This is a genomic window from Sphingomonas sp. SphC10, assembly GCF_057004845.1.
This window is the reverse complement of record NZ_CM168044.1, coordinates 3,231,692-3,252,818: the sequence shown is the minus strand read 5'-3', so window position 1 is coordinate 3,252,818 and position 21,127 is coordinate 3,231,692. Positions and strand designations below refer to the sequence as shown.

The following is a 21,127-nucleotide window of genomic DNA, read 5'->3' as shown; positions in this document are numbered from 1 at the left end:
TCCGGCGTCCGATTTCGGCTCGCCGGTTTACCTGACTTCATGAAACGGAATTTCCGTTCCGTAACCGAATGTTGCTTGATTGGTACGGAGCAGTGCCATTGTAAAGATGGGAAAAATGCAACGGGCGACCGAGCGTTACGCCATGACGGATGGGACATATACTCTTACGCAAGGTCATGATATCGATTGCATGAGGTGCTTCACGTGACACCTCTGACACATTTTGCGACAATATTTTTGACGTAATGTCGGATCAAAACGTGTCGCGCCAATCCACGCCGGGATCAAAAATGGTGATGGGACAGCCAATCCGTGGATGCTTCGGGTGCCCCGTCTGGATCACGTCTGCCGAAGACGCACAAAAAAAGGGCGGTGGCCGAAGCCACCGCCCTGATGAGGCAGTCCTGTTATCGGATCAGAACGTAACGCGCGCCGTGACCGAGAACAGACGACCCAGCGGATCGTAGGTCGACGGATAGGTGTTGCCGCTGTTGAAGCTGGTCGAACCGATCGACGCACCGACGAACGGCGGCTTGCGATCAAACACGTTGCGCACCGCGAACAGCAGCGAGAAACGGTCGGTCGCCTGGAAGCGCGTGGTCAGGTCGAAATAGTGATAGGCCTTGATCCGCTGGTAAGCGGCGACAGGACCACCACCTGCGGCGATATCGTCGGCCAGGGCCAGCGGCTCATACTTGGCCGGGGCCAGGTAACGCCACAGGACCGACAGATCGACCTTGTCGATGGTCAGCGTGGTACGCTGGTTGAACGAGAACTCCGGCTGGATCGAGATGCAGTTCACCGAATAATAGCTGGTGCACTCGCGGTAGATCGAAGTCGGCGTCGCCTGATACTTCGAAAGGCTGGTCCAGTTGCCGATGAAGTTCAGGGTCAGCTTGCCGAAGCCCAGATTGTGGCGGTAATTCGCCGCCAGATCGATACCGTCGGTCAGCAGCTGGCCGATATTGGCCAGCGGCACCGGCAGGCCGGGCGTGTCCGCCGCGCTACCGTCAAGGCCGCCGGTCAGCGGGTTACGACGGATACCCGTGCAGGCCGCGCTGGTCGCGCTCGCTGCAGTCAGATTGCCGAAGCAGCCATTGATCACGTCACCGACGGTCGGCGACCCGATCGCGTTGTCGACCTTGATGTTGTAATAATCGACGGTCAGCGAGAAGCCCGACAGGAAGGTCGGCTGGATCACCGCCCCGACCGTGAAGGTGCTGGCCTTTTCGACGCCCAGATTGGGGTTGCCGCCACCCGTGGTGTTGATCTGCCCCGACGAACCGTTGAGGATGTTGCCGATGGTCGATGCCGGAGCACCCTGCGCCAGGCAGACCGCGCGCAGATTGGCATTGGTGGTCGGCGCCGCACCGGCGCAAGGATCGACCGACAGATTGTCGAGCCCGGTCACGACCGGCGAGAAGAGCTCGCCGATATTCGGGGCGCGAACCGCGCGGTTGTACAGCGCGCGCAGCTTGAACGAAGCCACCGGCTCCCAGCTGCCGCCGACCTTCCAGGTCCAGTTGCCGCCCGAGCGCGAATAGTCCGAATAACGGGCACCCGCTTCGAGGTTTAGGCTGCGGAAGAAGGGCTTGTCCTCGACGACCGGGACGTTGAGTTCGACGAACCCTTCCTTCACGTCATAACGACCGCTGGCATCCGGGCTCGCCGCACCATTGCCGAGCACTTCGCCAGGCGTCTGGGTGGCCGCATCCGACGTCGTGCGGGCGGTATATTTGCGATACTCGCCGCCGAACGCGATGCTGATCGGAGTTTCGGCGAACGGGCTCGACACGCCGAAGTCACCCGAGATGACGCCGCGCAGGGTGCCGAGCGTCGTCAGGACCGAGCTGCTGGTGTTCACGCCGAGCAGGAAGCCCAGCTGGTCCGAGGTGATGCTGCCGGCCGGGCCGAACAGGTTGATCGGAACGCAGTTGTTGGCGGTGTTGATGCAGCTCGTGGTGCTGGTCGCGAGTGCCGCCTGACGGAGGCGCGACAGCAGGCCGTTGCCCGATTGACGCTGAACGTTCTCGCTCTCGCCATAGGCGCCGAACACGTCGTAGTTGAAGTTGCCGACCAGTGCGCCGCGGACACCCGCGCGGATGTTGAACAACTGGGTCGTGTATTCGCTGATACGCGGCCCGGCCTCGACGAAGCGACGCGATGCCGAGGTATTGAAGGTACGATAGTTCGGATCGGTGGTGCTGGTGGCGCCGTAATAGCTGTTGCACTGCGCCTGGGTCGGCGCCTGACGGCCCGCCGTGTTGGGATCGGCATCGACGGCGTTCAGACAGAAGGTGTCGCGCACACCACCCGAGAGATACGGGTTGCTGATCGGAATGGTCAGCGTGTTGCCGAACGTTCCCGACGGCGCGATGATGGTCGAAACCGTGTTCTTCGAGAACATCGCCTGGCTGTAGAATTCCAGGTGATCCGACACTTCATACTTCGACGAACCGAAGATGTTGAAGCGGCGGAACGGCGTCTGATAGATGTTGTACGGATTGAAGTTGAACCGCGAATAGATCGGAACCAGAGCCGTGCCGGTGCTGTTCAGCTGACGCGTACCCACGCCGGTTACCGAGAAGACGCCCGGGACGGTCGTGCCCGAGCCACCGGCCGCGCCGGTGTAGGAATCGATCGACTGCACGCCAAAATCACGATCGCCCTGATAGACGGGGTCGGTTTCCTGATAGCCAAGGCTCAGCACCGCATTGCCGCGGCCGTCATCCATATTGGCACCGACGGTCAGTTCGGCGCGATAGCTGTGGCCGTCGCCCTTGCCCGTGATCTGGTCGGTCAGCGACGCGTCGACGCCCGAGAAGTCGCTGCGCGTGATGAAGTTGATGACGCCTGCAACCGCGTCCGCGCCATAGGTCGTGGACGAACCGCCGGTCAGCACGTCGGTGCGCTCGATCAGCGCCAGCGGAATGTTGTTGAGGTCGGTCGCGCCGCCCAGGCCTGCGGGCGCGATACGTGCGCCGTCGAGCAGGATCAGGTTGCGGTTGGTGCCAAGGCCGCGCAGGTTGGCGAAGGACGCACCGCCGTTACCGTTGTTCACCTGCGAACCGATCGACGGAACCGCACCCGGCAGTTCGCGCAGGATCTGCTCGGCGACGTTGACCTGACGGAGCTGGATTTCTTCCTGGCTGACGACGGTCACCGGGCTGGTCGCGATGATGTTCGGATTGCGGATCAGCGTACCGGTGACGACGACGTCGCCGCCCTGCGTGGTGGAGCTGGTGGACTCGTTGGTCTGGACACCGGGCTCCTGTGCGGCGGTCGGCGCGGCGACCGGCGCATTGCCGGCCTGATCCGTCGTCTGCGCGAAAGCGGGAACGGCGCCGAAAATGGCGCTTCCGGCCAGCAAGCTGGACGCCAGCAACTGGCCTCGCATGAACTGCTTCATATCTTACCCCTTTTGTCGCCCGTTTGACCGGGCCGATCATTAGCGCAGGTTAACCCTGCTGCTGGGGGCAGCCTAAACGGCTGGTAAAACCTTATACAATCGTGAATTGAAAGATTATGTCCTTTTTGCTGCGTTGTAGCATAAGTGCAACAGGACCGCGCTCCCTAGGCGCAAGCGGGACGCGCGACCGTGGTCAGGTAATAAAATAAGCATATTGCCTATGTCGCGTTCCGGACGGATATCGTCGTTCGGGGGCGCACCGAACGGCCTTCGGAATGGGAGATGCATGATGACGCTTGGTCTGCTTCTGGCATTGGCAGCGCAAAGTTCGACCACAGCCACGCCCGCAAAGCCCCCGGCCGATCCGGTCACGGCCGAAAAGCCGATCTGCCGCCGCATCGTCGAGACGGGATCGTTCGTGAAAGCCAAGAAGCTGTGCATGACACGCGAGGAATGGGCCCGTCAGCGCGAGGCGAGCCGCGATCTTGCGCAACGGGCCGTGTCGGATGGCTCCGGCCGAGCAGGCGGGAACTGACCATGATGAGAAACGGGTTGATGGCGCTCGTTGGAACGGTGTCGATCCTGGCCGCCATTCCCGCCGGTGCGCAGGATGGGGCCGCCGTACGCCAGGTCGATGAATTGTCCCGGTGCAAGGCCATCGCCCAGGATAGCGCGCGCCTGGCCTGTTATGACCGCGCCGCTGCCACCATCCTGGCATCGCGCGCGTCCGGTGAGCTTATGGTGATGGACCGAAAGACCGTCATCGCCCGCAAGCAATCCCGGTTCGGCCTCGCCACCCCGACGAGCGACATGTTCGGCGGTGGAAAGGACGACGACAATACCGAGGTTCGCCAGATCGATACCAAGATCGCGTCGGTGAAGGCAGCCAACAGCTATGGCCGGTGGAATCTGGAATTGGCCAACGGCTCCGCCTGGCAGACGATCGATGCCCTAACCTTTCCCCCCGACCCCGGCGACAAGATCGTCCTGAAGGAAGCGCCGCTCAGCGGCTATCGCGCCTCGATTGCGGGCGGGCGCTCGGTTTTGGTCAAGCGTATCCGCTGACCCGGTCGGGTCACGGCATCGGCCCCGTCACCAGCAACGGGTCGAGCTTGCGGCCGCGCCATTGCAGGCTCCAGTGGAGATGCGGCCCGGTCGCGCGGCCCGTGGCGCCGACCGCGCCAATCGGCTGGCCCTGGCGGACATGATCGCCGACGCGGACATCGATCCGCGACAGGTGCAGGAAGGCGCTGTTCAGCCCCTGGCCGTGGTCGAGCATCAGCAGATGCCCCTCCAGCGTGAAGGGCTGCTGTGCGGCGAGGATCACGACGCCGTTGGCGGGCGCGCGGACGATGGTGCCGGTGGGAACCGCGACGTCGGTGCCGGAGTGATAGCTGCCCGGCTCGCCGCGATAGACGCGCTGCGCCCCGAACAGGCCCGAGATGCGGCCCGTCACCGGCCATTGCAACGCCTGGCGCCAGCCCTCCGCATCGGTCGCCAGCGCGCGGGCAGCCCGGATCTGGGCGAGTTCGGGGGGACGCAGCCGCTGGAACTCGGGATCGGGGACGGGATATTTGGGCAGCGTGTTCAGCCGCTCGATCCGCCAGTCGCGCGGTGCGATGGTCAGCGGCTGCCGCACCATGTCGTCCGTCGGCCAGGGTCGCGAGCAGCTCGGCGGACGGCCCGGCGTCGCGGTCGAACCCGGCCAGGAAGGATCCGTCCGGGGCCAGCGGCACGGCCTGTCCGTCCAGCGTCACCGATACCGCGCCGGTCGGCCCCTGCCCCCGGATCAGGCCGCCCTGGCTCAGCTGCCCGGTCCAGCGGAACGGGGTCACGGGCGCGGCAACGGTGGGCGGCGCGGGGCGCGGCGTCGATGCGGTGGGCGGCGCCACCATCGGCTCACCCGGCGCGACGCATCCGGTCAGCGCCAACACCAGCGTCCCGACGCCCCACGCCCTCATTGCGGCGCGAGGACCTTGGCGGTCGCTTCCGCATCGGCATAGGCTTCCTGCCGCGCTGCGCTCCAATATTTCAGGTCTTCGAGCGGAATGCGCCGCCCCGTCACCGCGCAGACGACATGATCGCCCGGCGACAGGACACGAAAGCCATTGGCCATATAGTGAAGCCGCGCGGGGCGATCGGTGTTCGACATCAGCATGTTGGTCTCTTTCGCGGTCAAAGGAGCGTCGGCTGATCCGGCTTGTCCTGTTTGGGCTGCTGCTCCCGCCTGGGCTTGTCATAGGTTTTGGCGGCGGGCCGCTCAAGCCCGGCCGCCTCGACCGCCACGTCCACCGTGCCGTCGCGGAACCGCAGGGTCAGCGTGTCCGCCGCCCGCGCCGCCTCCGCCGAGGACAGGGTCTCGCCGCCCGGCCGCGCGGTGATGCGGGCATAGCCGCGCTCCAGGATACGGTCGGGGTTAAGCGACTGAACCAGCCGCCAGGTCGAGGCCAGCCGGTCGCGCCCGCGCTCGACCTGTCGCTCCAGGATCGCCGGGCGCAGCGCAGCGCCTGCCCGGTCCAGCCCGCCGCGCGCCAGCGTCACCCGCCGCTCCAGCCCGCGATCCAGCCGCGCCCCCGCCTCGTCCGCCCGCTGGCGCTGCGGCCCCAGCAACTGGTCGCGCTTGGGCAGCAGCCGCGCCATCGCGTCGAGCCGCTCGCGGCCGCGCTCGACATAGCGGCGCGCGCAACGTTCGGTACGCTGGCGATGGCTGGCGACCGTCAGGCGCAGATCGGCCAGCACCGGCACCGCGATCTCCGCCGCCGCCGTCGGGGTCGGCGCACGCAGATCGGCGGCATAGTCGCACAGGGTCGTGTCGGTCTCATGCCCCACCGCCGAGATGATCGGGATCGAGCATTCGGCGACCGCACGCACCACGACTTCCTCGTTGAACGACCAGAGATCCTCGATCGAGCCGCCGCCGCGCGCGACGATCACCAGATCGGGGCGCGGCACCGAGCCGCCGGGCGCGATCGCGTCGAAGCCTCGGATCGCGGCGGCAACCTCGTCCGCCGAGCCCGCGCCCTGCACCTTGACCGGCCAGACGATGACATGGGTCGGGCAGCGATCCTCCAGCCGGTGGAGAATGTCGCGGATCACCGCGCCGGTCGGCGAAGTGACGACGCCGATCACCGGCGGCATGAAGGGAAGCGCGCGTTTCCGCTCGCGCGCGAACAGCCCCTCGCCCGCCAGTTTCGCCTTCAGCTTCTCGAACAACGCCATCAGCGCGCCCGCGCCCGCCAACTCCATCCGTTCGACGACGATCTGATATTTGGACCGGCCGGGGAAGGTGGTCAGGCGGCCGGTGGCGATCACCTCGATCCCGTCCTGCGGCTGGAAGGGCAATGTGTTCGCCGCGCCCTTCCACATCACCGCGTCGATGACCGCATTCTCGTCCTTCAGGCTCATATAGACATGGCCCGAGGTGGCGCGCTTGTACCCGGAAATCTCGCCGCGCAGGCGGACATGACCGAATTCGCCCTCCACCATCCGCTTCAGCTTCAGGCTGAGTTCGCCGACCGATAGCGCGAGCGCGTTGTCGCCGGCGATCTCCTCGGCTACCAGCCTCGAACTTTCGTCATAGGGATAAGGATCGGGCATGAACGTCCTGCTGCTGGGATCGGGTGGCCGCGAACACGCGCTGGCGTGGAAGCTGGCACAGTCGAACGGGTTAGATACGCTCTACGCCGCGCCCGGCAACCCCGGTATTGCCGCGCACGCGACCTGCGTCGCGCTGAACGCGACCGATCACGCCGCCGTGGTCGCTTTCGTCAAGGAACATGGCGTGGGCCTGGTCGTGGTCGGCCCCGAGGCGCCGCTGGTCGATGGCCTGGCCGATTCGCTGCGGGCCGAGGGTATCCCGGTGTTCGGGCCGAGCAAGGCCGCCGCGCAGCTGGAGGGGTCGAAGGGCTTCACCAAGGACCTGTGCCGCCGCGCCGACATCCCGACCGCCGGTTATGTCCGCGTCAACACGCTGGCGGAGGCGCAAGCCGCGCTTGCCGGCACCTTCGGCCTGCCGGTCGTCATCAAGGCCGACGGCTTGGCGGCGGGCAAAGGCGTGACCGTCGCCTTCACCAAGGCCGAGGCCGAGGGCGCGATCACCGACCTGTTCTCCGTCCCCGGCGCCGAGGTGGTGATCGAGGAATTCCTGGAGGGCGAAGAGGCGAGCCTGTTCGTCCTGACCGATGGCGAGGCACTCCTGCCTTTCGGATCGGCACAGGATCACAAGCGTGTCGGCGACGGCGATACCGGCCCGAACACCGGCGGCATGGGCGCTTACAGCCCCGCGCGCGTCCTGACGCCCGAGCTGGAGCGGCAGGCGATCGACCGGATCGTCCGCCCCACCGTCGACACGCTTCGCGCCGAGGGGACGCCGTTTTCCGGCGTGCTCTATGCCGGGCTGATGCTGACCGAGCAGGGGCCGAAGCTGATCGAATATAATGCCCGCTTCGGCGATCCCGAATGCCAGGTGCTGATGCTGCGTTTCCAGGGCGATCTGCTGGCGGTGATGCTGGCGGTGGCCGAGGGGCGGCTGGCCGAGCTGCCTGCGCCTGCTTTCTCAGAGAACCCGGCGCTGACCGTCGTCATGGCGGCCGCAGGCTATCCCGGCACGCCCAAGGCGGGTGGCATCATCGATGCGATCGACGCCGCCGAGGCGACCGGCGCGGTGGTGTTCCAGGCGGGCACCCGGATGGACGGCGAACAGCTGGTCGCCAGCGGTGGCCGCGTGCTGGCCGTGACCGCCAGCGCCGCCACGGTCGGCGAGGCGCAGGCCGCCGCATACCGCGCGGTCGATGCAATCCGCTTCCCCGATGGCTTCTGCCGCCGCGACATCGGCTGGCGCGAGGTTGCGCGCGAAGCGGGAACCGAGGCTTGATCCCAGTGATTGGGGTTCGCGACGCGGGCCCCGGGGCCAATGGGTGGACAATAGGGTAACGCCATGAACGACACGACAGCAGCACCGGCGACAAGCCTCATCCCCGATGGCGTGGCGGCCATCACGACCATCCATTTCGTCCTGCTCGCCATCGTCGCGCTGGCGGCGATCGCGATGATCGTGGTCGGGATGCGCCTGAAGCACCGCCGCAAAAAGGCCGCACGCCGGGTGGAGGAAAATGCGCAGGAAGCCGGGCTCTCGGTGCGCCAGCCCGACCGCAAGCCGATCAGCGAAGCCTCGCTGACCGAGCCCAAGGCGAGCCCGACGCCCGCTCCGGCTCCGGCGCCGGCGCTAGCCCCTACCCCAGCCGCACCGCCGCCCCCGGCCCCGACGCCAGCGCCCGTTCCCACGCCGGTCATGCCGACGCCCAGCGCGCCCGAAGAGCCGATGATCGCGGACGAGCCGCTGAACGACGAGCCGGTCGCCGCCGCCGCGCCGATGACCGCCAGCCCGGCCGCCGAAGCCGCGCCCGCTCCTGCTGAATCTCCTGCTGAACCGGCACGCCCGGAGGATCAGCCGATCACACTGCTCAAGGGCCTGGGCCCCAAGCTGACCCAGAAGCTGGCCGAACACGGCATCACCACGGTCGGCGACATGGCCGCGCTCAGCGAGGCACAGGCACAGGCGCTCGATGCGCAGCTGGGGGCCTTTTCGGGCCGCATGGCGCGCGACCGCTGGCTGGAACAGGCGCGACTGCTGGCGGCGGGCGACCGTGCGGGGTTCGAGGCGGTGTTCGGGCGGCTCTGACGGAACGCCCCGCCGCCCGGCCGGTTGAGCCGCGATGACCACGCTCGATCCCGGCACCACCGCCCTTATCCTCATCGACCTGCAACAGGGCATCGTGCCGCATGCGGGCGGCCCGCGATCCGGCGACGAGGTGGTGGCGACCGCCAAGACGCTCGCCGCCCGCTTCCGCGAGGCGGGCGCGCCGGTCGTGCTGGTCCATGTCGGCTTCACGCCCGAGACGCTGCCCAGCCTCAACGCCGACCGCCCCAGCCTGCCGCCAGAGGGCACGCCGCCCGCCTTCAGCGACTTGGTCCCCGACGTGCGCCAGCCCGGCGACATCGTGGTGCTGAAGCATCATTGGGGAGCCTTCACCGGCACCGACCTGGACCTGCAATTGCGGCGGCGCGGCGTGCGCACGGTGGTGATTGCGGGCATCTCGACGAACATGGGCGTCGAATCGACCGCCCGCTCGGCCTGGGAACTGTCCTACGACGTAGTCATCGCCGAGGACGCCTGCGCCTCGCGCTCGGCTGAGCTTCACGCCTTCGCCATCGAGCACATCTTCCCGCTGTTCTCGCGGGTCGTGGCGTCGGGGGATATTGAATTGGCGTGACAGGCGCGAGCAAAGGCCGGGAATGATGGAAATCGACCAATGCGCCGTTAGACCGTGATGACATTGCGTTGAACCAAGCCGAGCCCCTCCCCTTCAGGGGAGGGGTTGGGGTGGGGCCTCGCCACAAACGGCGTGCTTGCGGAGGTGCCCCACCCCCGGCCCCTCCCCTGAAGGGGAGGGGTGAGTCCATCTCACCTCATCACGGGCTAACATAGCATCAGGACTTTTACGGTCCGGCCCGTTCTGCCTTTCCACTTTCCAACCGATCGCCAGTCCCGAACTGCTATTTGGACGAACTTGACCGGGATAAAAATCGCGATCGTGATGACCAGAACGGCTATCCTCCCCAAGACGTGACGAACCACGGGTCTTCATTTCCCATCGGACACCACCACGAGCCTATCGAATGTCCGCTATCGGAGCGTGCCGTTCCTCAAGCCTCGCTGACCAACAGCTTGTCGATCCGCCGCCCGTCCAGGTCCACCACCTCGAAGCGCCAGCCCTGTTCGACGAAGCTCTCGCCCTCGCCCGGCAGGTGGCGGAACACGGCCAGCGCCAACCCCGCGACGGTCGCGTAATCGCGGTCGTCGGGCAGATCGATGCCCAGCCGGTCGGCCAGCGCGTCCGCCGCCATGGTGCCCGCGACCAGCAGCGACCCGTCGTCGCGCTCGACCACCGAGGGCGCCTCGCCCGGATCGGCGTCAGAGGCGAATTCGCCTGCGATCGCGGCCAGCAGGTCGGACGGGGTCACGATCCCCTCGAAATGGCCGTATTCGTCATGGATCAGCGCCATCGGCACCTCGGCCTGGCGTAGCGCCAGAAGCACGTCCATCGCGTCGATCCGGTCGATCACGACCGGCGCCTTGCGCATCAGGTGCTTGAGGTCGAGCGGCTCGCCCCGGAACAGCGCCATGGCGATGTCGCGCGCCTGCACCACGCCGACCACCGCGTCGATCGAGCCCTCTCCCACCGGCAGGCGGGTGCGCGGGCTTTCCAGCAGCTTGGCGCGGATCGCCGCGTCGTCCAGCGTACAGTCCAGCCAGTCGATCTCGGTGCGCGGCGTCATCACCTCGCGCACCGGCCGGTCCGCGAGCCGCACCACGCCCGAGATGATCGAGCGCTCATGCTCCTCGATCACGCCGGACTTGGACGCCTCGGCCACGATCAGGTGAAGCTCCTCGGCCGTCACCTGATCCTCATTGTCGCGGTTCAGGCCCAGCAGCTTGAAGATCACCCCGCTGGTCGAATCGAGCACCCAGACGATCGGCGCGGTGCCGACCGCCAGCCAGCGCATCGGCACCGCGACGAAGGCGGCGATCGGCTCGGGCTTGCGCAGCGCGAATTGCTTCGGCACCAGTTCGCCCAGGATCAGCGAGGCATAGGTGGTCAGGCCGATGACCAGCGCGAAGCCCAGGGTCGCGGCGGTCGAAGGCGACACGCCGAGTGCCTCCAGCCGTGCCGCCGTCGGCGTGCCCAGGCTGGCGCCCGAATAGGCGCCCGCGATGATGCCGGTCAGGGTGATGCCGATCTGGACGGTCGACAGGAACTTGCCCGGATCGGCGGCCAGGGTCAGCGCGGCCTGCGCTCCTTTACGTCCGCTGCGTGCCATCGCCTCCAGGCGGGCACGGCGAGACGATACGATCGCCAGCTCGCTCATCGCGAATGCGCCATTCAACGCGACCAGCGCGAGAATGATGAGGACGTCGATCCACGGAAAGGGGGGCAGCGTTGCCATCGTTATGGGGTGCTCATAGCGGGCCGGACAGGGCTTCGACAACTCCTGTCGTCATGTTCCGTTCAGTTCACCTGCGGAACAAGGCGGTCCGACGCGGCGTTCCGGGGGTCGAGACGCCGTCCGAAACTAACAAGGATCATGTTTATGCGACTGCCCGCCAAATTTCTGACTGCCGCTGCGCTGTCCGCCCTCGTCGCCACCTCGGCCTGCACCACCGACCCGGAGACGGGGCAGCAGCGCCTGTCCAAGGCCGCGATCGGCGGCATCGGCGGCGCGGTCGGCGGCTATCTGCTGGGCGATCTGGTCGGCGGTCGTCGCGACCGTACCGAGAAGATCCTAGGTGCAGGCATCGGCGGCCTCGCGGGGGCTGGCATCGGCGCCTATATGGACAAGCAGGAGCGCGACCTGCGCGCCCGTACTGCGGGCACCGATGTGCAGGTGGTCCGCCAGGGCGACGACCTGCTGTTGAACCTGCCCTCGGGCATCACTTTCGCCTACAATTCGTCGCAGGTGCAGACGCAGTTCCGCCAGACGCTGGACCAGGTCGCCGACATCCTGTCGCAGTATAAGCAGACCTATATCGACGTGTATGGCCACACCGACTCGACCGGCAGCGCGGAATACAACCAGCGCCTGTCGGAGCAGCGCGCGACGTCGGTCGCCGACTATCTGGCGTCGCGTGGCGTGCAGCCCGCCCGCATCGGCACGCGCGGCTTCGGCAAGTCGCAGCCTATCGCGTCGAACGACACCGAGGAAGGCCGCGCCGCCAACCGCCGTGTCGAGATCAAGATCGTGCCGATCCGCGAGGGCGATCTGCGCTGATCGTTTCGCGATTCGCGAATGTGGGAAAGGGGCTCGGGCGGGATACCGTCCGGGCCCTTTTTTCGTGGATAGGCCGCGCTGGACGTTCAAGAAGTGTCATTCCGATCGATAGGGCAAATAGCATGTCGGTACGGGCGAAGATGATAAGATGGCTGGCCTCGCCATGGATGGCCGCCTTGTTGACGGGATTGCCGGCCTTCGTCGCGATGCTGATCCTGGACGCGTGGCATATCGCCCCGCATTCGCTCTGGCGCGGTGCGGTGGTAGGCGGAGCGAGCGGGGCCTTGGCGACCTATGTCATGGGCTGCGCCCAGAAGTGCGCCAGACAGCCTTGACGCCTTCCTATCGTCGCACCGCGAAGAAGTTGCGGAGCAGGTCAGCGGCCTCCCCCTCACCGATCCCGGCGTACACCTCTGGCCGGTGATGGCAGGTCGGTTGGCCGAAGAAGCGTGGGCCATGCTCTACCGCGCCGCCCTTGAAGTCGCTTGCGGCGTAATAGAGCCGGGCGATTCGGGAATGGGCGATCGCCCCGGCGCACATCGCGCAGGGCTCCAGCGTGACCCACAGGTCGCAATCCTCCAGCCGGTCCCGCCCCAGCATGACGGCCGCCGCGCGAATCGCCTGGATTTCGGCATGGGCGGTGGGGTCGTGCAGGCGGCGGGGCGCGTTGGCGCCGGTCGCGATGATCATACCGCCCCGCACCACCACCGCACCCACCGGCACCTCGCCCGCCAGCCCCGCCTGGATAGCGGCATCGAGCGCGGCGCGCATCGGGGCGGGGAGCGGAAACATCGTCCCTCCCTGCCCCGCGCCCGTCATCCGGGCAAGGGCGCTTCGGCGTGCTTGCTTTGGCCCACTTACTGGGCGTTGGTCTGGGTCGTGTCGGCGGGCTTTTCGACGCTCACCGTCGGCACCTCGACCGTCTTCTGGGTCGTGCCGACCGACACCTTGGGCCCTTCGGCGCGGAAGCTGGGCGCCTGGACGACCGCCGGGCGGGTCTGGTCGATGCTGATCCAGCCCATCGCCATGGCTCCGGCGGCCAGCAGGAGGACGATGCCCAACAGGACGAGAAAAGCGCGCATGATCCTGGCTCCCAAAGGTTCGTTGCCGTAACAACGCAGCCGACGAAGCGCAGTTGCACCGGCGATCGGCATGGCTGATCGTGGCGAATTGCAGGGGCGATTGCGGGGAATCGGTTGACGCCACCCCCCGGACGGGGTATCGGCGCGGCCTTTCCGGGCACTGCCTGAAACCAGGATAACGATCATGTCGCGCATTTGCGAGCTGACCGGCAAGGGCCGGCAGGTGGGTAACAACGTTTCCCACGCCAACAACAAGACCAAGCGTACGTTCCTGCCGAACCTGCAGAACGTCACGCTGATTTCGGACTCGCTCGAAAAGAGCGTGCGTCTTCGCGTTTCGACCCACGGCCTGCGCTCGGTCGAGCACAATGGCGGCCTGGACAACTGGCTGGTCAAGACCTCGGACGATCAGCTTTCGCTGCGCGTGCGTCGCCTGAAGCGCGACGTCGTCAAGAAGCTGGCCGCCGCCAAGACCGAAGCCGCCGCCGCTTAATCAGCGACGCGTCGGTTGACGGGTTAAAGCCCGCCGCTCCCCGGAGCGGCGGGTTTTCGTCGTTGTGGCATTGAGGTTATCCCTTGGCCTTCGACTTCGCTCAGGGTGAACGGAGGTTGGTAGGCGGGGCCTAATCCCTCGCTCCGTTCACCCTGAGCGAAGTCGAAGGCCACGCTGAAGCGCTAGCGAATCGCCTCGCGCTCCAGCCGGAACTTCAACAGATAGTTGCGCTGCAGGAACAGCTGGTTGTCGTCCGACACCAGCCACAGGATCGTCGCCCCCGCTTCCTGCGTCACCGCCACCCCTTCGAAATTGTCGTGGATCAGCGGCGAATCGAGTTCCGCGAGCAACTGCCCCTGCGCCACCCGCCCCGGCGCGATCTGCGCGGCGGGGACCAGCATGATGCGATTCGAGAAGCGGAAGGGCAGCCGGAAGCGCCGCTCGACGACCACCAGCGATCCGTCGGGCAGCGCGGCCGCATCGGCGACATCATGGTGCGGCGACACACGATAGGCGAAGCGCCGGGCATGGCCCTTCAGCGGATCGCTCGGGAAGATTAGCGCCTGACGGCTGTTGCGCCGCGATTCGTCGCTGTCGCGCCAGGCCTTGCGGCGCACCCGGCCCTCTTCGGAAATAGTGACGAACCGCCCATCGGGCATCCGTGCCAGCGATTCGGCACCGCCATTGGGCGGCCAGTCCTTCATGTCGCGTGGTGCGACGCGGCCCTCGGCACGGGCGAAATCCGGCGCATAACGCCAGATCTGATTATAGCCCTCAAACCCCACCCAGAATTGGCCCGTCTTCGGATCGACCGCCAGCGATTCGCTGTCGCGGTCTTCCTTCTGCCATCCCGTGCCGGGCCCGGCGGGCAGGTTGGAAAAGCGCAGATCGTGCGGCTGCCAGTCCGCCCCCATGCGAAAGCGGATGATGTTGCCGCCGTCGCTCAACAGCAGGAACTGGTCCCCCGTCACGGTCAGTGAGGAATAGCCACCGAAAGCAGGCAGGCGGCTCGTCAGCGCGATACCGCCCAGATAGGTCAGCGCCCCGACCCGCCGCCGCGACGGATCGCGAGGGTCCAGGTCGACCCGGTGCACATCCATCTGCGGCTTGCCCGCGAACAGCGCCAGCCGCTGCTCGCCCGTCCATCCCGGCACCAGGGCCAATATCAGCAGACAGGAGAGCAGAATGCGCATGATGCCTCATACGCATTGCGGCGCAGCACGACACCCCTTTCGCTAACCCCCCTGCTGCCCCGACCGGACGCGCCGCTGCCTGAACGGCGGATAACGGGGACATTCAGGAAGCGCTCAACGCGAATCGGCCAGAAGCAGTGCAACGACGACGGACGGGACCGTCGATCGACACGAGTTTCGGGAGTGAGACCATGATGAAGACCCTGACCCTGGCGGCGACCGCAATGGCGATGATCGGTGGCGCCGTGCTGCCCGCGACCGCCGCGGATGCGCACCGCTATCGCCGGGCCCATCATTCGGATCGCTATTATCGCGGTTATAACGACGGCGCCCGCGCCGAGTATCAGGCGAGCAAGTGCCGCCGCTCGGGCACGACCGGCACCATCGTCGGCGCGGTGGCGGGCGGCCTGCTAGGCCGGACCATCGACACCGATGGCGACCGCACGCTGGGCACGCTGATCGGTGGCGGTGCCGGTGCGCTGGCGGGCCGCGCGATCGAGCGGTCGGGCCGTCCGGGTTATTGCCGCTAAACAGTTAGGGCGGGCGGAGCCTGTATCTGCCCCACCCGCCCCAGTTTTCTCGCGTAGCGTATCGAGGACGGAACGCCGATCTCCCTACCGGAGGTCGGCGTTTTTGCCTTCAGAAGCACTCCTCCCCTGCGAGGGGGGAATGCAGGCGCTCCGCCTCAATACATATGCTGACCGCCGTTGATCGACAGGGTCGAGCCGGTGACGAAGCCCGCCTCGTCCGAGCAGAGGAAGGCCACGCCGCGCGCGATCTCATGCGCCTGGCCCAGGCGGCCGACCGGGATCTTGGCGACGATCTTCTCCAGCACGTCGGCGGGAACCGCGGCGACCATGTCGGTGTCGATATAGCCCGGCGCGATCGCGTTCACGGTCACGCCGACGCGCGCGCCTTCCTGTGCCAGCGCCTTGGTGAAGCCATGGATGCCCGACTTGGCGGCGGCATAGTTGACTTGGCCATATTGACCCGCCTGGCCGTTGATCGAGCCGATATTGACGATCCGGCCCCATTTGCGCTCGCGCATGCCGGGGAACACTGCCTTGGCCATGTTGAAGCAACCGCCCAGATTGGTGTCCATGACCTCTTTCCACATCTGGTAGGTCATCTTGAGCAGCGTGCCGTCACGGGTGATGCCCGCATTGTTGACGACGATATCGACAGGGCCGAGTTCCTCGGCGACCTGGGCGACACCCGCCTGCACGGCGTCATAATCGGCGACGTCCCATTTATACGCCTTGATCCCGGTCCGCTCCGAGAACTCACGCGCGCGCTCGTCATTGCCCGCATAATTGGCGGCGACGGTCACGCCCGCCTCCTTCAGGGCCAGGCTGATCGCCTCGCCGATACCGCGCGTACCACCCGTCACAATCGCGACCCGTGCCATTCAACCTCTCCCAAATTTCGATTGTGGCTTAAAAGGGGCATGCGCCCTCTGCAATGGCGAACACCGGGTGCAACGTAATATTACGCTACGGCAACCAGCCCTGAAGCTCGCGTTCGATTAATCCGCGCAGCATCGCGATACCGACATCACTGTCGTTAAGGCATGACAGATAGGCGAAATGGGTGCCGCCTGCGCCCTCGAAACTTTCGCGCCCGCGAATCGCCAGTTCTTCCAGCGTCTCGATACAGTCCGCCGAAAAGCCCGGCGCCAGGATCGCGACCTTGCGGATGCCGCGTCCCGGCAGCGCCTCCAGCACCGTATCGGTCGCGGGCTCCAGCCATTTGGCGCGGCCGAATCGCGACTGGAACGCGACCAGCAGTTCGCGGCCGTTCAGCGTATCCTTCATCGCCTCGGCCAGCAGTCGCGCGGTCTTGCGGCAATGGCAGTGATAGGGATCGCCCAGTTCCAGCGTCCGTTGCGGCATTCCGTGGAAGCTGGCGACCACCGCCTCCGGCTCGAAATCCAGCGAGGCGAGCTGCGCCTCCAATTGGGTCTTGAGCGCATCGATATAGAGCGCATCGTCATAATAGGGCGGCAGGGTGCGGATCGCGGGTTGCCAGCGCAGCGTGGCCAGATGCGCGAAGGCCCGGTCATTGGCGGTGGCGGTCGTTGCCGCGCAATATTGCGGATAGAGCGGCGCCAGCAGGATGCGTTCGCACCCCGCCGCCTTCATCGCCTTCACCTGGTCGGCGATGGCGGGACGACCATAGCGCATCGCCCAGTCGACCATCACGCCCGGCCCGAACGCGTCCTTCAGCGCCACGGCCTGCGCCCGCGTGATCGCGGCCAGCGGCGAGCCGTCGTCCCGCCACACCAGCGAATAGGCATGGGCGGACTTTTTCGGCCGGGTGTTCAGGATGATCCCGCGCAGGATCGGCTGCCACAACAGCGCCGGGATCTCGATGACCCGGCGATCCGACAGGAACTCGCGCAGATAGCGCTTCACCGACTTCGGATCGGGCGCATCGGGGGTTCCCAGATTCATCAACAGCACGCCGATCTTCGGGCGCGGGACGGGGGGATGGTCGGGCGGCAGCATCAGGCGGACAACTCCATCGGCAGGCTTCGTATCCGTGGGAAGCCGGGCAGGGTGGCGAGCGCATTGGCGATAGCGGGCGCGACCGGCGGCACGGCCAGCTCGCTCACCCCGCCGGGCGCTTCGTCGGAGGAAAGCAGTTCGACCGTGATGTCGGGCGTGTCGGCCAGGCGCGGCAGGTTCAGCGCGCCCAGCCGCGACGGTACGGCCCATCCCCGCTCGAACCCGACCGTGCCGCCGCGCAAGGCAGCCAGACCGAAGATCAGCCCGCCCTCGACCTGCTGACGCACGATATCGGGGTTCACCACCCGGCCGCAGTCGATGGCGGCGACCAGCCGGTCGACCACCGGGCGGCCATTCTCGTCCCGGTGCGTCTCCGCCATCACCGCGACATAGCTGCCACGAAAGCCGTGCGCGGCGACGCCCTGCCCACTGCCCGGCCCGCCACCTTCCCAGCCGCCCAGCGAGGCGGCGGTCGACAGGCACCGCGCCAGCCGGGGCTCCTGCCCCAGCATCGCGATCCGCCAGGCCAGTGGATCGGCCCCCGCCGCCCGGGCGCATTCGTCGATGAAGGACTCGGTGATGAAGCAGTTGGCGACATGCGCGCCGCCGCGCACATGACCGGTGGGGATGGGCAGCGATGCGTCGTGATGATGCACCGCCAGCGCCGGGATCGCATAGGGCGGCACCGCGCCACCCATCGCATAGGCATCGCCCCGCCCCTGCCCGCGCATCCCCCAGCGGACCAGCCCGGCGGGCATCACCCGCTCCGCCAGCGCCCGCCCGGTCGAGGGCGTAGCGACTCGGCCGCGCCAGCCGACCAGCTTGCCCCGCTCCAGCCGCGCGGTCATCCGGGCGATGGCGGGCGCGCGCCAGGCGTTGCGGCGCAGATCCTCGGTGCGCGACCATTGGACGTTGACCGGCCGCTTCAGCCTGGCCGCGACCGTCGCCGCCTGTGCCACCGCATCCTGCTCCAGCCCCTGGCCGAAGCCGCCGCCGATCGGCATGGCATGGACGATCACCCGATCCTCGGGAATGGCCGCCGCCCGCGCCGCGATCTTGCGCGCGGCCTGCGGGGCCTGGGTCGGCACCCATAGTTCCAGCCCGCCATCCTGCCACGCCGCCACTGCCGCGTGCGGCTCGATCGCGGCATGGACGCCGGTGCCGATCCGGTAGCGCGCCTCGATCAGCCCCGGCCCCTCCAGCGCCGCCGCGACATCGCCGCGCGTCAGGACGCTATGGCCTTCTTCCTTGAGCGCGGCCTCCAGTCCTTGGGTAATGGCCTGCGAGGTCGGCACCGCCCCGTCGCTGACTGCACGCGGCGCCGCCGCATCGAGGCCCTTTTGCGCGATCCACCAGCTGCTGGCGGCGACCGCGACCCAATCCTCGCCCTCAATCACCTCGACGACGCCGGGCACCTTCATCGCCGCCGCACGGTCGATACGGATCGCACGCGTTCGGCCCAACGGCGCATGGCGAAGCGCGACATGCACCATGTCGGGCAGGCGGATGTCGGCGGTGAAATTGGCCGAGCCGTCGAGTTTGGCGGGCGAATCGAGCCGTGGCACGTCCTTCCCCGCCAGCTTGCCCGCGTCGCCGCTGCCCAGCGGCAGGGGATGCGGCACCGTCTCGCCCGCCGCCGCCTCGGCCAGTTCGGCGAAGCGCAGCCGCTGGTCGCCATGGACGATGAAGCCGTCCCTGGCCTCGCAATCGCTCCAGTCGACGCCCCAGCGGCGGGCGGCGGCTTGCGCCATCAGCGCACGCGCGGTCGCGGCGGCGGCGCGCGCGGGCCCCTCGAACATGCGCAGCGAGCTGGACCCGGCGGTCAGCATCACCCGGTCGCGCCGCAGCCACTCGTCGCGCATCCCCTCCGGCAACCGCCCGAACGCACCCTCGAACAGCGAATCGACTCCGACCGGATTGGCGTAGAGCGGGCCGGGCGGCGCAGGCTCGACCGCGACGGTGCGCCAGTCCGCGCCCAGCTCGTCGGCGACCACCTGCGCCAACGTGGTCGCGATCCCCTGGCCATGCTCGGCCTGCGGCACCGCGACGGTGACGATCCCGTCGCGCCCAATCTTCAACCACGCGCCGAACGCATGCTCGCCCGGTTCGGTCGTCAGGCTCGGCGGATAGGCGCGCGGCCACAAGCCCCAGGCGACGACCAAACCAGCGCCGAGCCCCCCGCCGACCAATATATTGCGCCTGCTCAACTCCATCGCGGCCGAGCCTTAGCGGACAGGCCCGGGCAGGCAAGCAGGGGGTTTGACTGTCTCAGAGCGAGGGGATCGATTGTTCGCGCGAAGCCGCGAAGATTTTGGTTCGCGCGGAGACGCGGAGACGCGGAGGGGATTGGCGGCGCGGGTTTTCCTGCCGCCTCGATCGGCAGACCGCGTTGCTCATTGTAGAAGGACTGGCCTTGCGGCCGAGCCGAACACCTCCGCGTCTCCGCGTCTCCGCGCCAATCCCTTCTTCTTCGCGGCTTCGCGTGAGCCCTAATTTCCACCGGTCGCAGCGTGGCCTTCGATTGCGCTCAGGCTGAACAGAGGTAGGAAATGGTTCTGAATACAAGAGCCCGTTCCGCCTGAGCGAAGTCGAAGGCCACGCCCCACCCCGCCCCCATACAGGACAGCACCGAACCCATGTCTTGGTGTTGTCCCACGACCGCTCTATGAAGCGGTCCAGAAAGGGAAACGCATTTGATCCTCTCCATGCTTGCCGCCACTGGGCTCGCGGCCGCCAGCGGCCATATCCGGTTCGAGGATCTGGGGTTGCACCCGGATGTGTTCTCGATCGGCTTCTTCACGCTGCGCTGGTACAGCCTGGCCTATATCACCGGCATCCTGTTCGGCTGGTGGTATCTTGGCAAGATGCTCGACCGGCCCGGCGCGCCGATGTCGCGGGCGCATGCCGACGATCTGGTCTTCTATGCGACGCTGGGCATCATCCTGGGCGGGCGGATCGGTTATGTGATCTTCTACGCGCCCGAAATGTTCCTCCACCCGCTGCATATCGTGCGGCTGTGGGACGGCGGCATGAGCTTCCATGGCGGCGCGGCGGGCACCGGGATCGGCGTCATCCTGTTCGCGCGCAAGCACAAGCTCAGCTGGCTGCGCATCCTGGACTATCTGGTGTGCGCCGCGCCGGTCGGACTGTTCCTGGGCCGCCTCGCCAATTTCGTGAACGGCGAATTGTGGGGCAAGCCGTCCGACGCCCCCTGGGCGATCATCTTCCCGCGCACCGTGCCCTTCGGCCTGCCAGACCCTGCCCGCCATCCCAGCCAGCTTTACGAGGCCGGGCTGGAGGGTCTGGTCCTGTTCGCCATCATGAGCTTTGCTTTCTGGCGCACCAAGGCACGTTACGATCCGGGCAAGCTGTCGGGTCTGTTCCTGCTCGGCTATGGCATTGCACGCTTCATCGTCGAGTTTTTCCGCGAACCCGACCAGCAACTGCGCGCCTTTGCTCAGATGACCGGGCTGCACATGGGCCAGTGGCTCTGCGTACCGATGATCCTGGGCGGTCTGTACCTGATGAACACCGCCAAGGCGCGCCGCGTCCGGGTCGAGCCGATCGCGGGGCCCGACAGCGTTTCCTGATTCCCTTGCGGCGAAGGAATGGGA

Annotated in this window: 21 protein-coding genes; 10 read left to right on the top strand and 11 right to left on the bottom strand. The window is 67.1% G+C overall.

Features of this window, described 5'->3' with window-relative positions:
* Positions 1-415: 415 nt before the first annotated feature.
* Positions 416-3,409, bottom strand: coding sequence for a TonB-dependent receptor domain-containing protein (locus tag ACWKSV_RS14945; RefSeq protein ID WP_483666813.1), 2,994 nt, complete (start codon positions 3,407-3,409; stop codon positions 416-418).
* A 286-nt stretch (positions 3,410-3,695) separates the two neighbouring features.
* Between ACWKSV_RS14945 and ACWKSV_RS14940 the strand changes: the two genes are divergently transcribed.
* Complete coding sequence (locus ACWKSV_RS14940; RefSeq protein ID WP_076714674.1) at positions 3,696-3,944, top strand: hypothetical protein; 249 nt, start codon at positions 3,696-3,698, stop codon at positions 3,942-3,944.
* A 2-nt stretch (positions 3,945-3,946) separates the two neighbouring features.
* The gene (locus tag ACWKSV_RS14935) at positions 3,947-4,474 is read left to right on the top strand and encodes a hypothetical protein (RefSeq protein ID WP_483666812.1); all 528 of its coding nucleotides are present in this window, start codon (positions 3,947-3,949) and stop codon (positions 4,472-4,474) included.
* 10 nt (positions 4,475-4,484) lie between these two features.
* Here ACWKSV_RS14935 and ACWKSV_RS14930 read toward each other — a convergent pair whose 3' ends face one another.
* The 3 genes from ACWKSV_RS14930 to xseA all read right to left on the bottom strand — a co-directional run bounded on the left by ACWKSV_RS14930 (position 4,485) and on the right by xseA (position 7,006).
* Complete coding sequence (locus tag ACWKSV_RS14930; protein ID WP_483666811.1) at positions 4,485-5,051, bottom strand: M23 family metallopeptidase; 567 nt, start codon at positions 5,049-5,051, stop codon at positions 4,485-4,487.
* Between the two features lie 315 nt (positions 5,052-5,366).
* A complete protein-coding gene (locus tag ACWKSV_RS14925; protein ID WP_056432488.1) occupies positions 5,367-5,567 on the bottom strand; it encodes a DUF2093 domain-containing protein in 201 nt (66 codons plus the stop codon).
* A gap of 17 nt (positions 5,568-5,584) precedes the next feature.
* Entirely contained in the window at positions 5,585-7,006 is a 1,422-nt protein-coding gene (gene xseA / locus ACWKSV_RS14920) for an exodeoxyribonuclease VII large subunit (protein ID WP_076714668.1), read from the bottom strand.
* On the opposite strand from xseA, the gene purD reads away from it, so the two are divergent.
* The 3 genes from purD to ACWKSV_RS14905 all read left to right on the top strand — a co-directional run bounded on the left by purD (position 7,005) and on the right by ACWKSV_RS14905 (position 9,681).
* Positions 7,005-8,282 carry a phosphoribosylamine--glycine ligase gene (gene purD, locus ACWKSV_RS14915; RefSeq protein ID WP_076714666.1) on the top strand — a complete coding sequence of 426 codons (1,278 nt, stop codon included), beginning with the start codon at positions 7,005-7,007 and terminating at the stop codon, positions 8,280-8,282. The two genes, xseA and purD, sit on opposite strands and share 2 nt — an antisense overlap.
* 63 nt (positions 8,283-8,345) lie before the next feature.
* Positions 8,346-9,089 carry a helix-hairpin-helix domain-containing protein gene (locus tag ACWKSV_RS14910; protein WP_076714664.1) on the top strand — a complete coding sequence of 248 codons (744 nt, stop codon included), beginning with the start codon at positions 8,346-8,348 and terminating at the stop codon, positions 9,087-9,089.
* 34 nt (positions 9,090-9,123) lie between these two features.
* Entirely contained in the window at positions 9,124-9,681 is a 558-nt protein-coding gene (locus tag ACWKSV_RS14905; protein ID WP_076714663.1) for a hydrolase, read from the top strand.
* A 433-nt stretch (positions 9,682-10,114) separates the two neighbouring features.
* Here ACWKSV_RS14905 and ACWKSV_RS14900 read toward each other — a convergent pair whose 3' ends face one another.
* A complete protein-coding gene (locus ACWKSV_RS14900) occupies positions 10,115-11,416 on the bottom strand; it encodes a hemolysin family protein (protein WP_076714661.1) in 1,302 nt (433 codons plus the stop codon).
* A 144-nt stretch (positions 11,417-11,560) separates the two neighbouring features.
* On the opposite strand from ACWKSV_RS14900, the gene ACWKSV_RS14895 reads away from it, so the two are divergent.
* Together ACWKSV_RS14895 and ACWKSV_RS14890 are read left to right on the top strand one after the other, a co-directional pair.
* Positions 11,561-12,238 carry a YiaD family glycine zipper/OmpA-like lipoprotein gene (locus tag ACWKSV_RS14895; RefSeq protein WP_076717844.1) on the top strand — a complete coding sequence of 226 codons (678 nt, stop codon included), beginning with the start codon at positions 11,561-11,563 and terminating at the stop codon, positions 12,236-12,238.
* Positions 12,239-12,414: 176 nt separating this feature from the next.
* Positions 12,415-12,573 (top strand): hypothetical protein, encoded by a 159-nt coding sequence (locus ACWKSV_RS14890; RefSeq protein WP_483666810.1) that lies wholly within the window; start codon positions 12,415-12,417, stop codon positions 12,571-12,573.
* A 7-nt stretch (positions 12,574-12,580) separates the two neighbouring features.
* Here the strand turns inward: ACWKSV_RS14890 and ACWKSV_RS14885 are convergent, their stop codons facing one another.
* Positions 12,581-13,030 carry a nucleoside deaminase gene (locus tag ACWKSV_RS14885; RefSeq protein ID WP_483666809.1) on the bottom strand — a complete coding sequence of 150 codons (450 nt, stop codon included), beginning with the start codon at positions 13,028-13,030 and terminating at the stop codon, positions 12,581-12,583.
* A gap of 65 nt (positions 13,031-13,095) precedes the next feature.
* Entirely contained in the window at positions 13,096-13,320 is a 225-nt protein-coding gene (locus ACWKSV_RS14880; protein ID WP_076714655.1) for a hypothetical protein, read from the bottom strand.
* 184 nt (positions 13,321-13,504) lie between these two features.
* Between ACWKSV_RS14880 and rpmB the strand changes: the two genes are divergently transcribed.
* Positions 13,505-13,813: a 50S ribosomal protein L28 gene (rpmB, locus tag ACWKSV_RS14875; protein ID WP_056432158.1), complete on the top strand. Its 309-nt coding sequence runs from the start codon at positions 13,505-13,507 to the stop codon at positions 13,811-13,813.
* Positions 13,814-13,995: 182 nt separating this feature from the next.
* Here rpmB and ACWKSV_RS14870 read toward each other — a convergent pair whose 3' ends face one another.
* Positions 13,996-15,006 (bottom strand): esterase-like activity of phytase family protein, encoded by a 1,011-nt coding sequence (locus tag ACWKSV_RS14870; RefSeq protein ID WP_076714653.1) that lies wholly within the window; start codon positions 15,004-15,006, stop codon positions 13,996-13,998.
* Positions 15,007-15,197: 191 nt separating this feature from the next.
* On the opposite strand from ACWKSV_RS14870, the gene ACWKSV_RS14865 reads away from it, so the two are divergent.
* Positions 15,198-15,536, top strand: coding sequence for a glycine zipper 2TM domain-containing protein (locus tag ACWKSV_RS14865; RefSeq protein ID WP_056432164.1), 339 nt, complete (start codon positions 15,198-15,200; stop codon positions 15,534-15,536).
* A 155-nt stretch (positions 15,537-15,691) separates the two neighbouring features.
* On the opposite strand, the gene phbB is transcribed toward ACWKSV_RS14865, so the two are convergent.
* From phbB to ACWKSV_RS14850, 3 genes are all read right to left on the bottom strand, one after another.
* The gene (gene phbB, locus ACWKSV_RS14860) at positions 15,692-16,414 is read right to left on the bottom strand and encodes an acetoacetyl-CoA reductase (protein WP_056432167.1); all 723 of its coding nucleotides are present in this window, start codon (positions 16,412-16,414) and stop codon (positions 15,692-15,694) included.
* Between the two features lie 85 nt (positions 16,415-16,499).
* Entirely contained in the window at positions 16,500-17,513 is a 1,014-nt protein-coding gene (hemH, locus tag ACWKSV_RS14855) for a ferrochelatase (protein ID WP_076714652.1), read from the bottom strand.
* Positions 17,513-19,726: a xanthine dehydrogenase family protein molybdopterin-binding subunit gene (locus ACWKSV_RS14850; protein WP_076714650.1), complete on the bottom strand. Its 2,214-nt coding sequence runs from the start codon at positions 19,724-19,726 to the stop codon at positions 17,513-17,515. The genes hemH and ACWKSV_RS14850 overlap by 1 nt, the downstream gene beginning before the upstream one ends.
* A 492-nt stretch (positions 19,727-20,218) precedes the next feature.
* Here ACWKSV_RS14850 and lgt point away from each other — a divergent pair, with 492 nt between their 5' ends.
* On the top strand, positions 20,219-21,103 hold the full coding sequence (lgt, locus tag ACWKSV_RS14845) for a prolipoprotein diacylglyceryl transferase (protein ID WP_156884344.1): 885 nt from the start codon (positions 20,219-20,221) through the stop codon (positions 21,101-21,103).
* Positions 21,104-21,127 lie beyond the last annotated feature (24 nt).

What these genes read in the sequence shown, in the direction of transcription:
- ACWKSV_RS14870 (WP_076714653.1), bottom strand. Translation starts at nt 15,006, where the DNA reads ATGCGCATTCTGCTCTCCTGTCTGCTGATATTGGCCCTGGTGCCGGGA.
- ACWKSV_RS14930 (WP_483666811.1), bottom strand. Translation starts at nt 5,051, where the DNA reads ATGGTGCGGCAGCCGCTGACCATCGCACCGCGCGACTGGCGGATCGAG.
- ACWKSV_RS14935 (WP_483666812.1), top strand. Translation starts at nt 3,947, where the DNA reads ATGATGAGAAACGGGTTGATGGCGCTCGTTGGAACGGTGTCGATCCTG.
- rpmB (WP_056432158.1), top strand. Translation starts at nt 13,505, where the DNA reads ATGTCGCGCATTTGCGAGCTGACCGGCAAGGGCCGGCAGGTGGGTAAC.
- phbB (WP_056432167.1), bottom strand. Translation starts at nt 16,414, where the DNA reads ATGGCACGGGTCGCGATTGTGACGGGTGGTACGCGCGGTATCGGCGAG.
- ACWKSV_RS14945 (WP_483666813.1), bottom strand. Translation starts at nt 3,409, where the DNA reads ATGAAGCAGTTCATGCGAGGCCAGTTGCTGGCGTCCAGCTTGCTGGCC.
- ACWKSV_RS14895 (WP_076717844.1), top strand. Translation starts at nt 11,561, where the DNA reads ATGCGACTGCCCGCCAAATTTCTGACTGCCGCTGCGCTGTCCGCCCTC.
- ACWKSV_RS14910 (WP_076714664.1), top strand. Translation starts at nt 8,346, where the DNA reads ATGAACGACACGACAGCAGCACCGGCGACAAGCCTCATCCCCGATGGC.
- ACWKSV_RS14925 (WP_056432488.1), bottom strand. Translation starts at nt 5,567, where the DNA reads ATGCTGATGTCGAACACCGATCGCCCCGCGCGGCTTCACTATATGGCC.
- ACWKSV_RS14865 (WP_056432164.1), top strand. Translation starts at nt 15,198, where the DNA reads ATGATGAAGACCCTGACCCTGGCGGCGACCGCAATGGCGATGATCGGT.
- xseA (WP_076714668.1), bottom strand. Translation starts at nt 7,006, where the DNA reads ATGCCCGATCCTTATCCCTATGACGAAAGTTCGAGGCTGGTAGCCGAG.
- ACWKSV_RS14905 (WP_076714663.1), top strand. Translation starts at nt 9,124, where the DNA reads ATGACCACGCTCGATCCCGGCACCACCGCCCTTATCCTCATCGACCTG.
- ACWKSV_RS14850 (WP_076714650.1), bottom strand. Translation starts at nt 19,726, where the DNA reads ATGGAGTTGAGCAGGCGCAATATATTGGTCGGCGGGGGGCTCGGCGCT.
- hemH (WP_076714652.1), bottom strand. Translation starts at nt 17,513, where the DNA reads ATGCTGCCGCCCGACCATCCCCCCGTCCCGCGCCCGAAGATCGGCGTG.
- ACWKSV_RS14900 (WP_076714661.1), bottom strand. Translation starts at nt 11,416, where the DNA reads ATGGCAACGCTGCCCCCCTTTCCGTGGATCGACGTCCTCATCATTCTC.
- lgt (WP_156884344.1), top strand. Translation starts at nt 20,219, where the DNA reads ATGCTTGCCGCCACTGGGCTCGCGGCCGCCAGCGGCCATATCCGGTTC.
- ACWKSV_RS14880 (WP_076714655.1), bottom strand. Translation starts at nt 13,320, where the DNA reads ATGCGCGCTTTTCTCGTCCTGTTGGGCATCGTCCTCCTGCTGGCCGCC.
- ACWKSV_RS14940 (WP_076714674.1), top strand. Translation starts at nt 3,696, where the DNA reads ATGATGACGCTTGGTCTGCTTCTGGCATTGGCAGCGCAAAGTTCGACC.
- ACWKSV_RS14885 (WP_483666809.1), bottom strand. Translation starts at nt 13,030, where the DNA reads ATGTTTCCGCTCCCCGCCCCGATGCGCGCCGCGCTCGATGCCGCTATC.
- purD (WP_076714666.1), top strand. Translation starts at nt 7,005, where the DNA reads ATGAACGTCCTGCTGCTGGGATCGGGTGGCCGCGAACACGCGCTGGCG.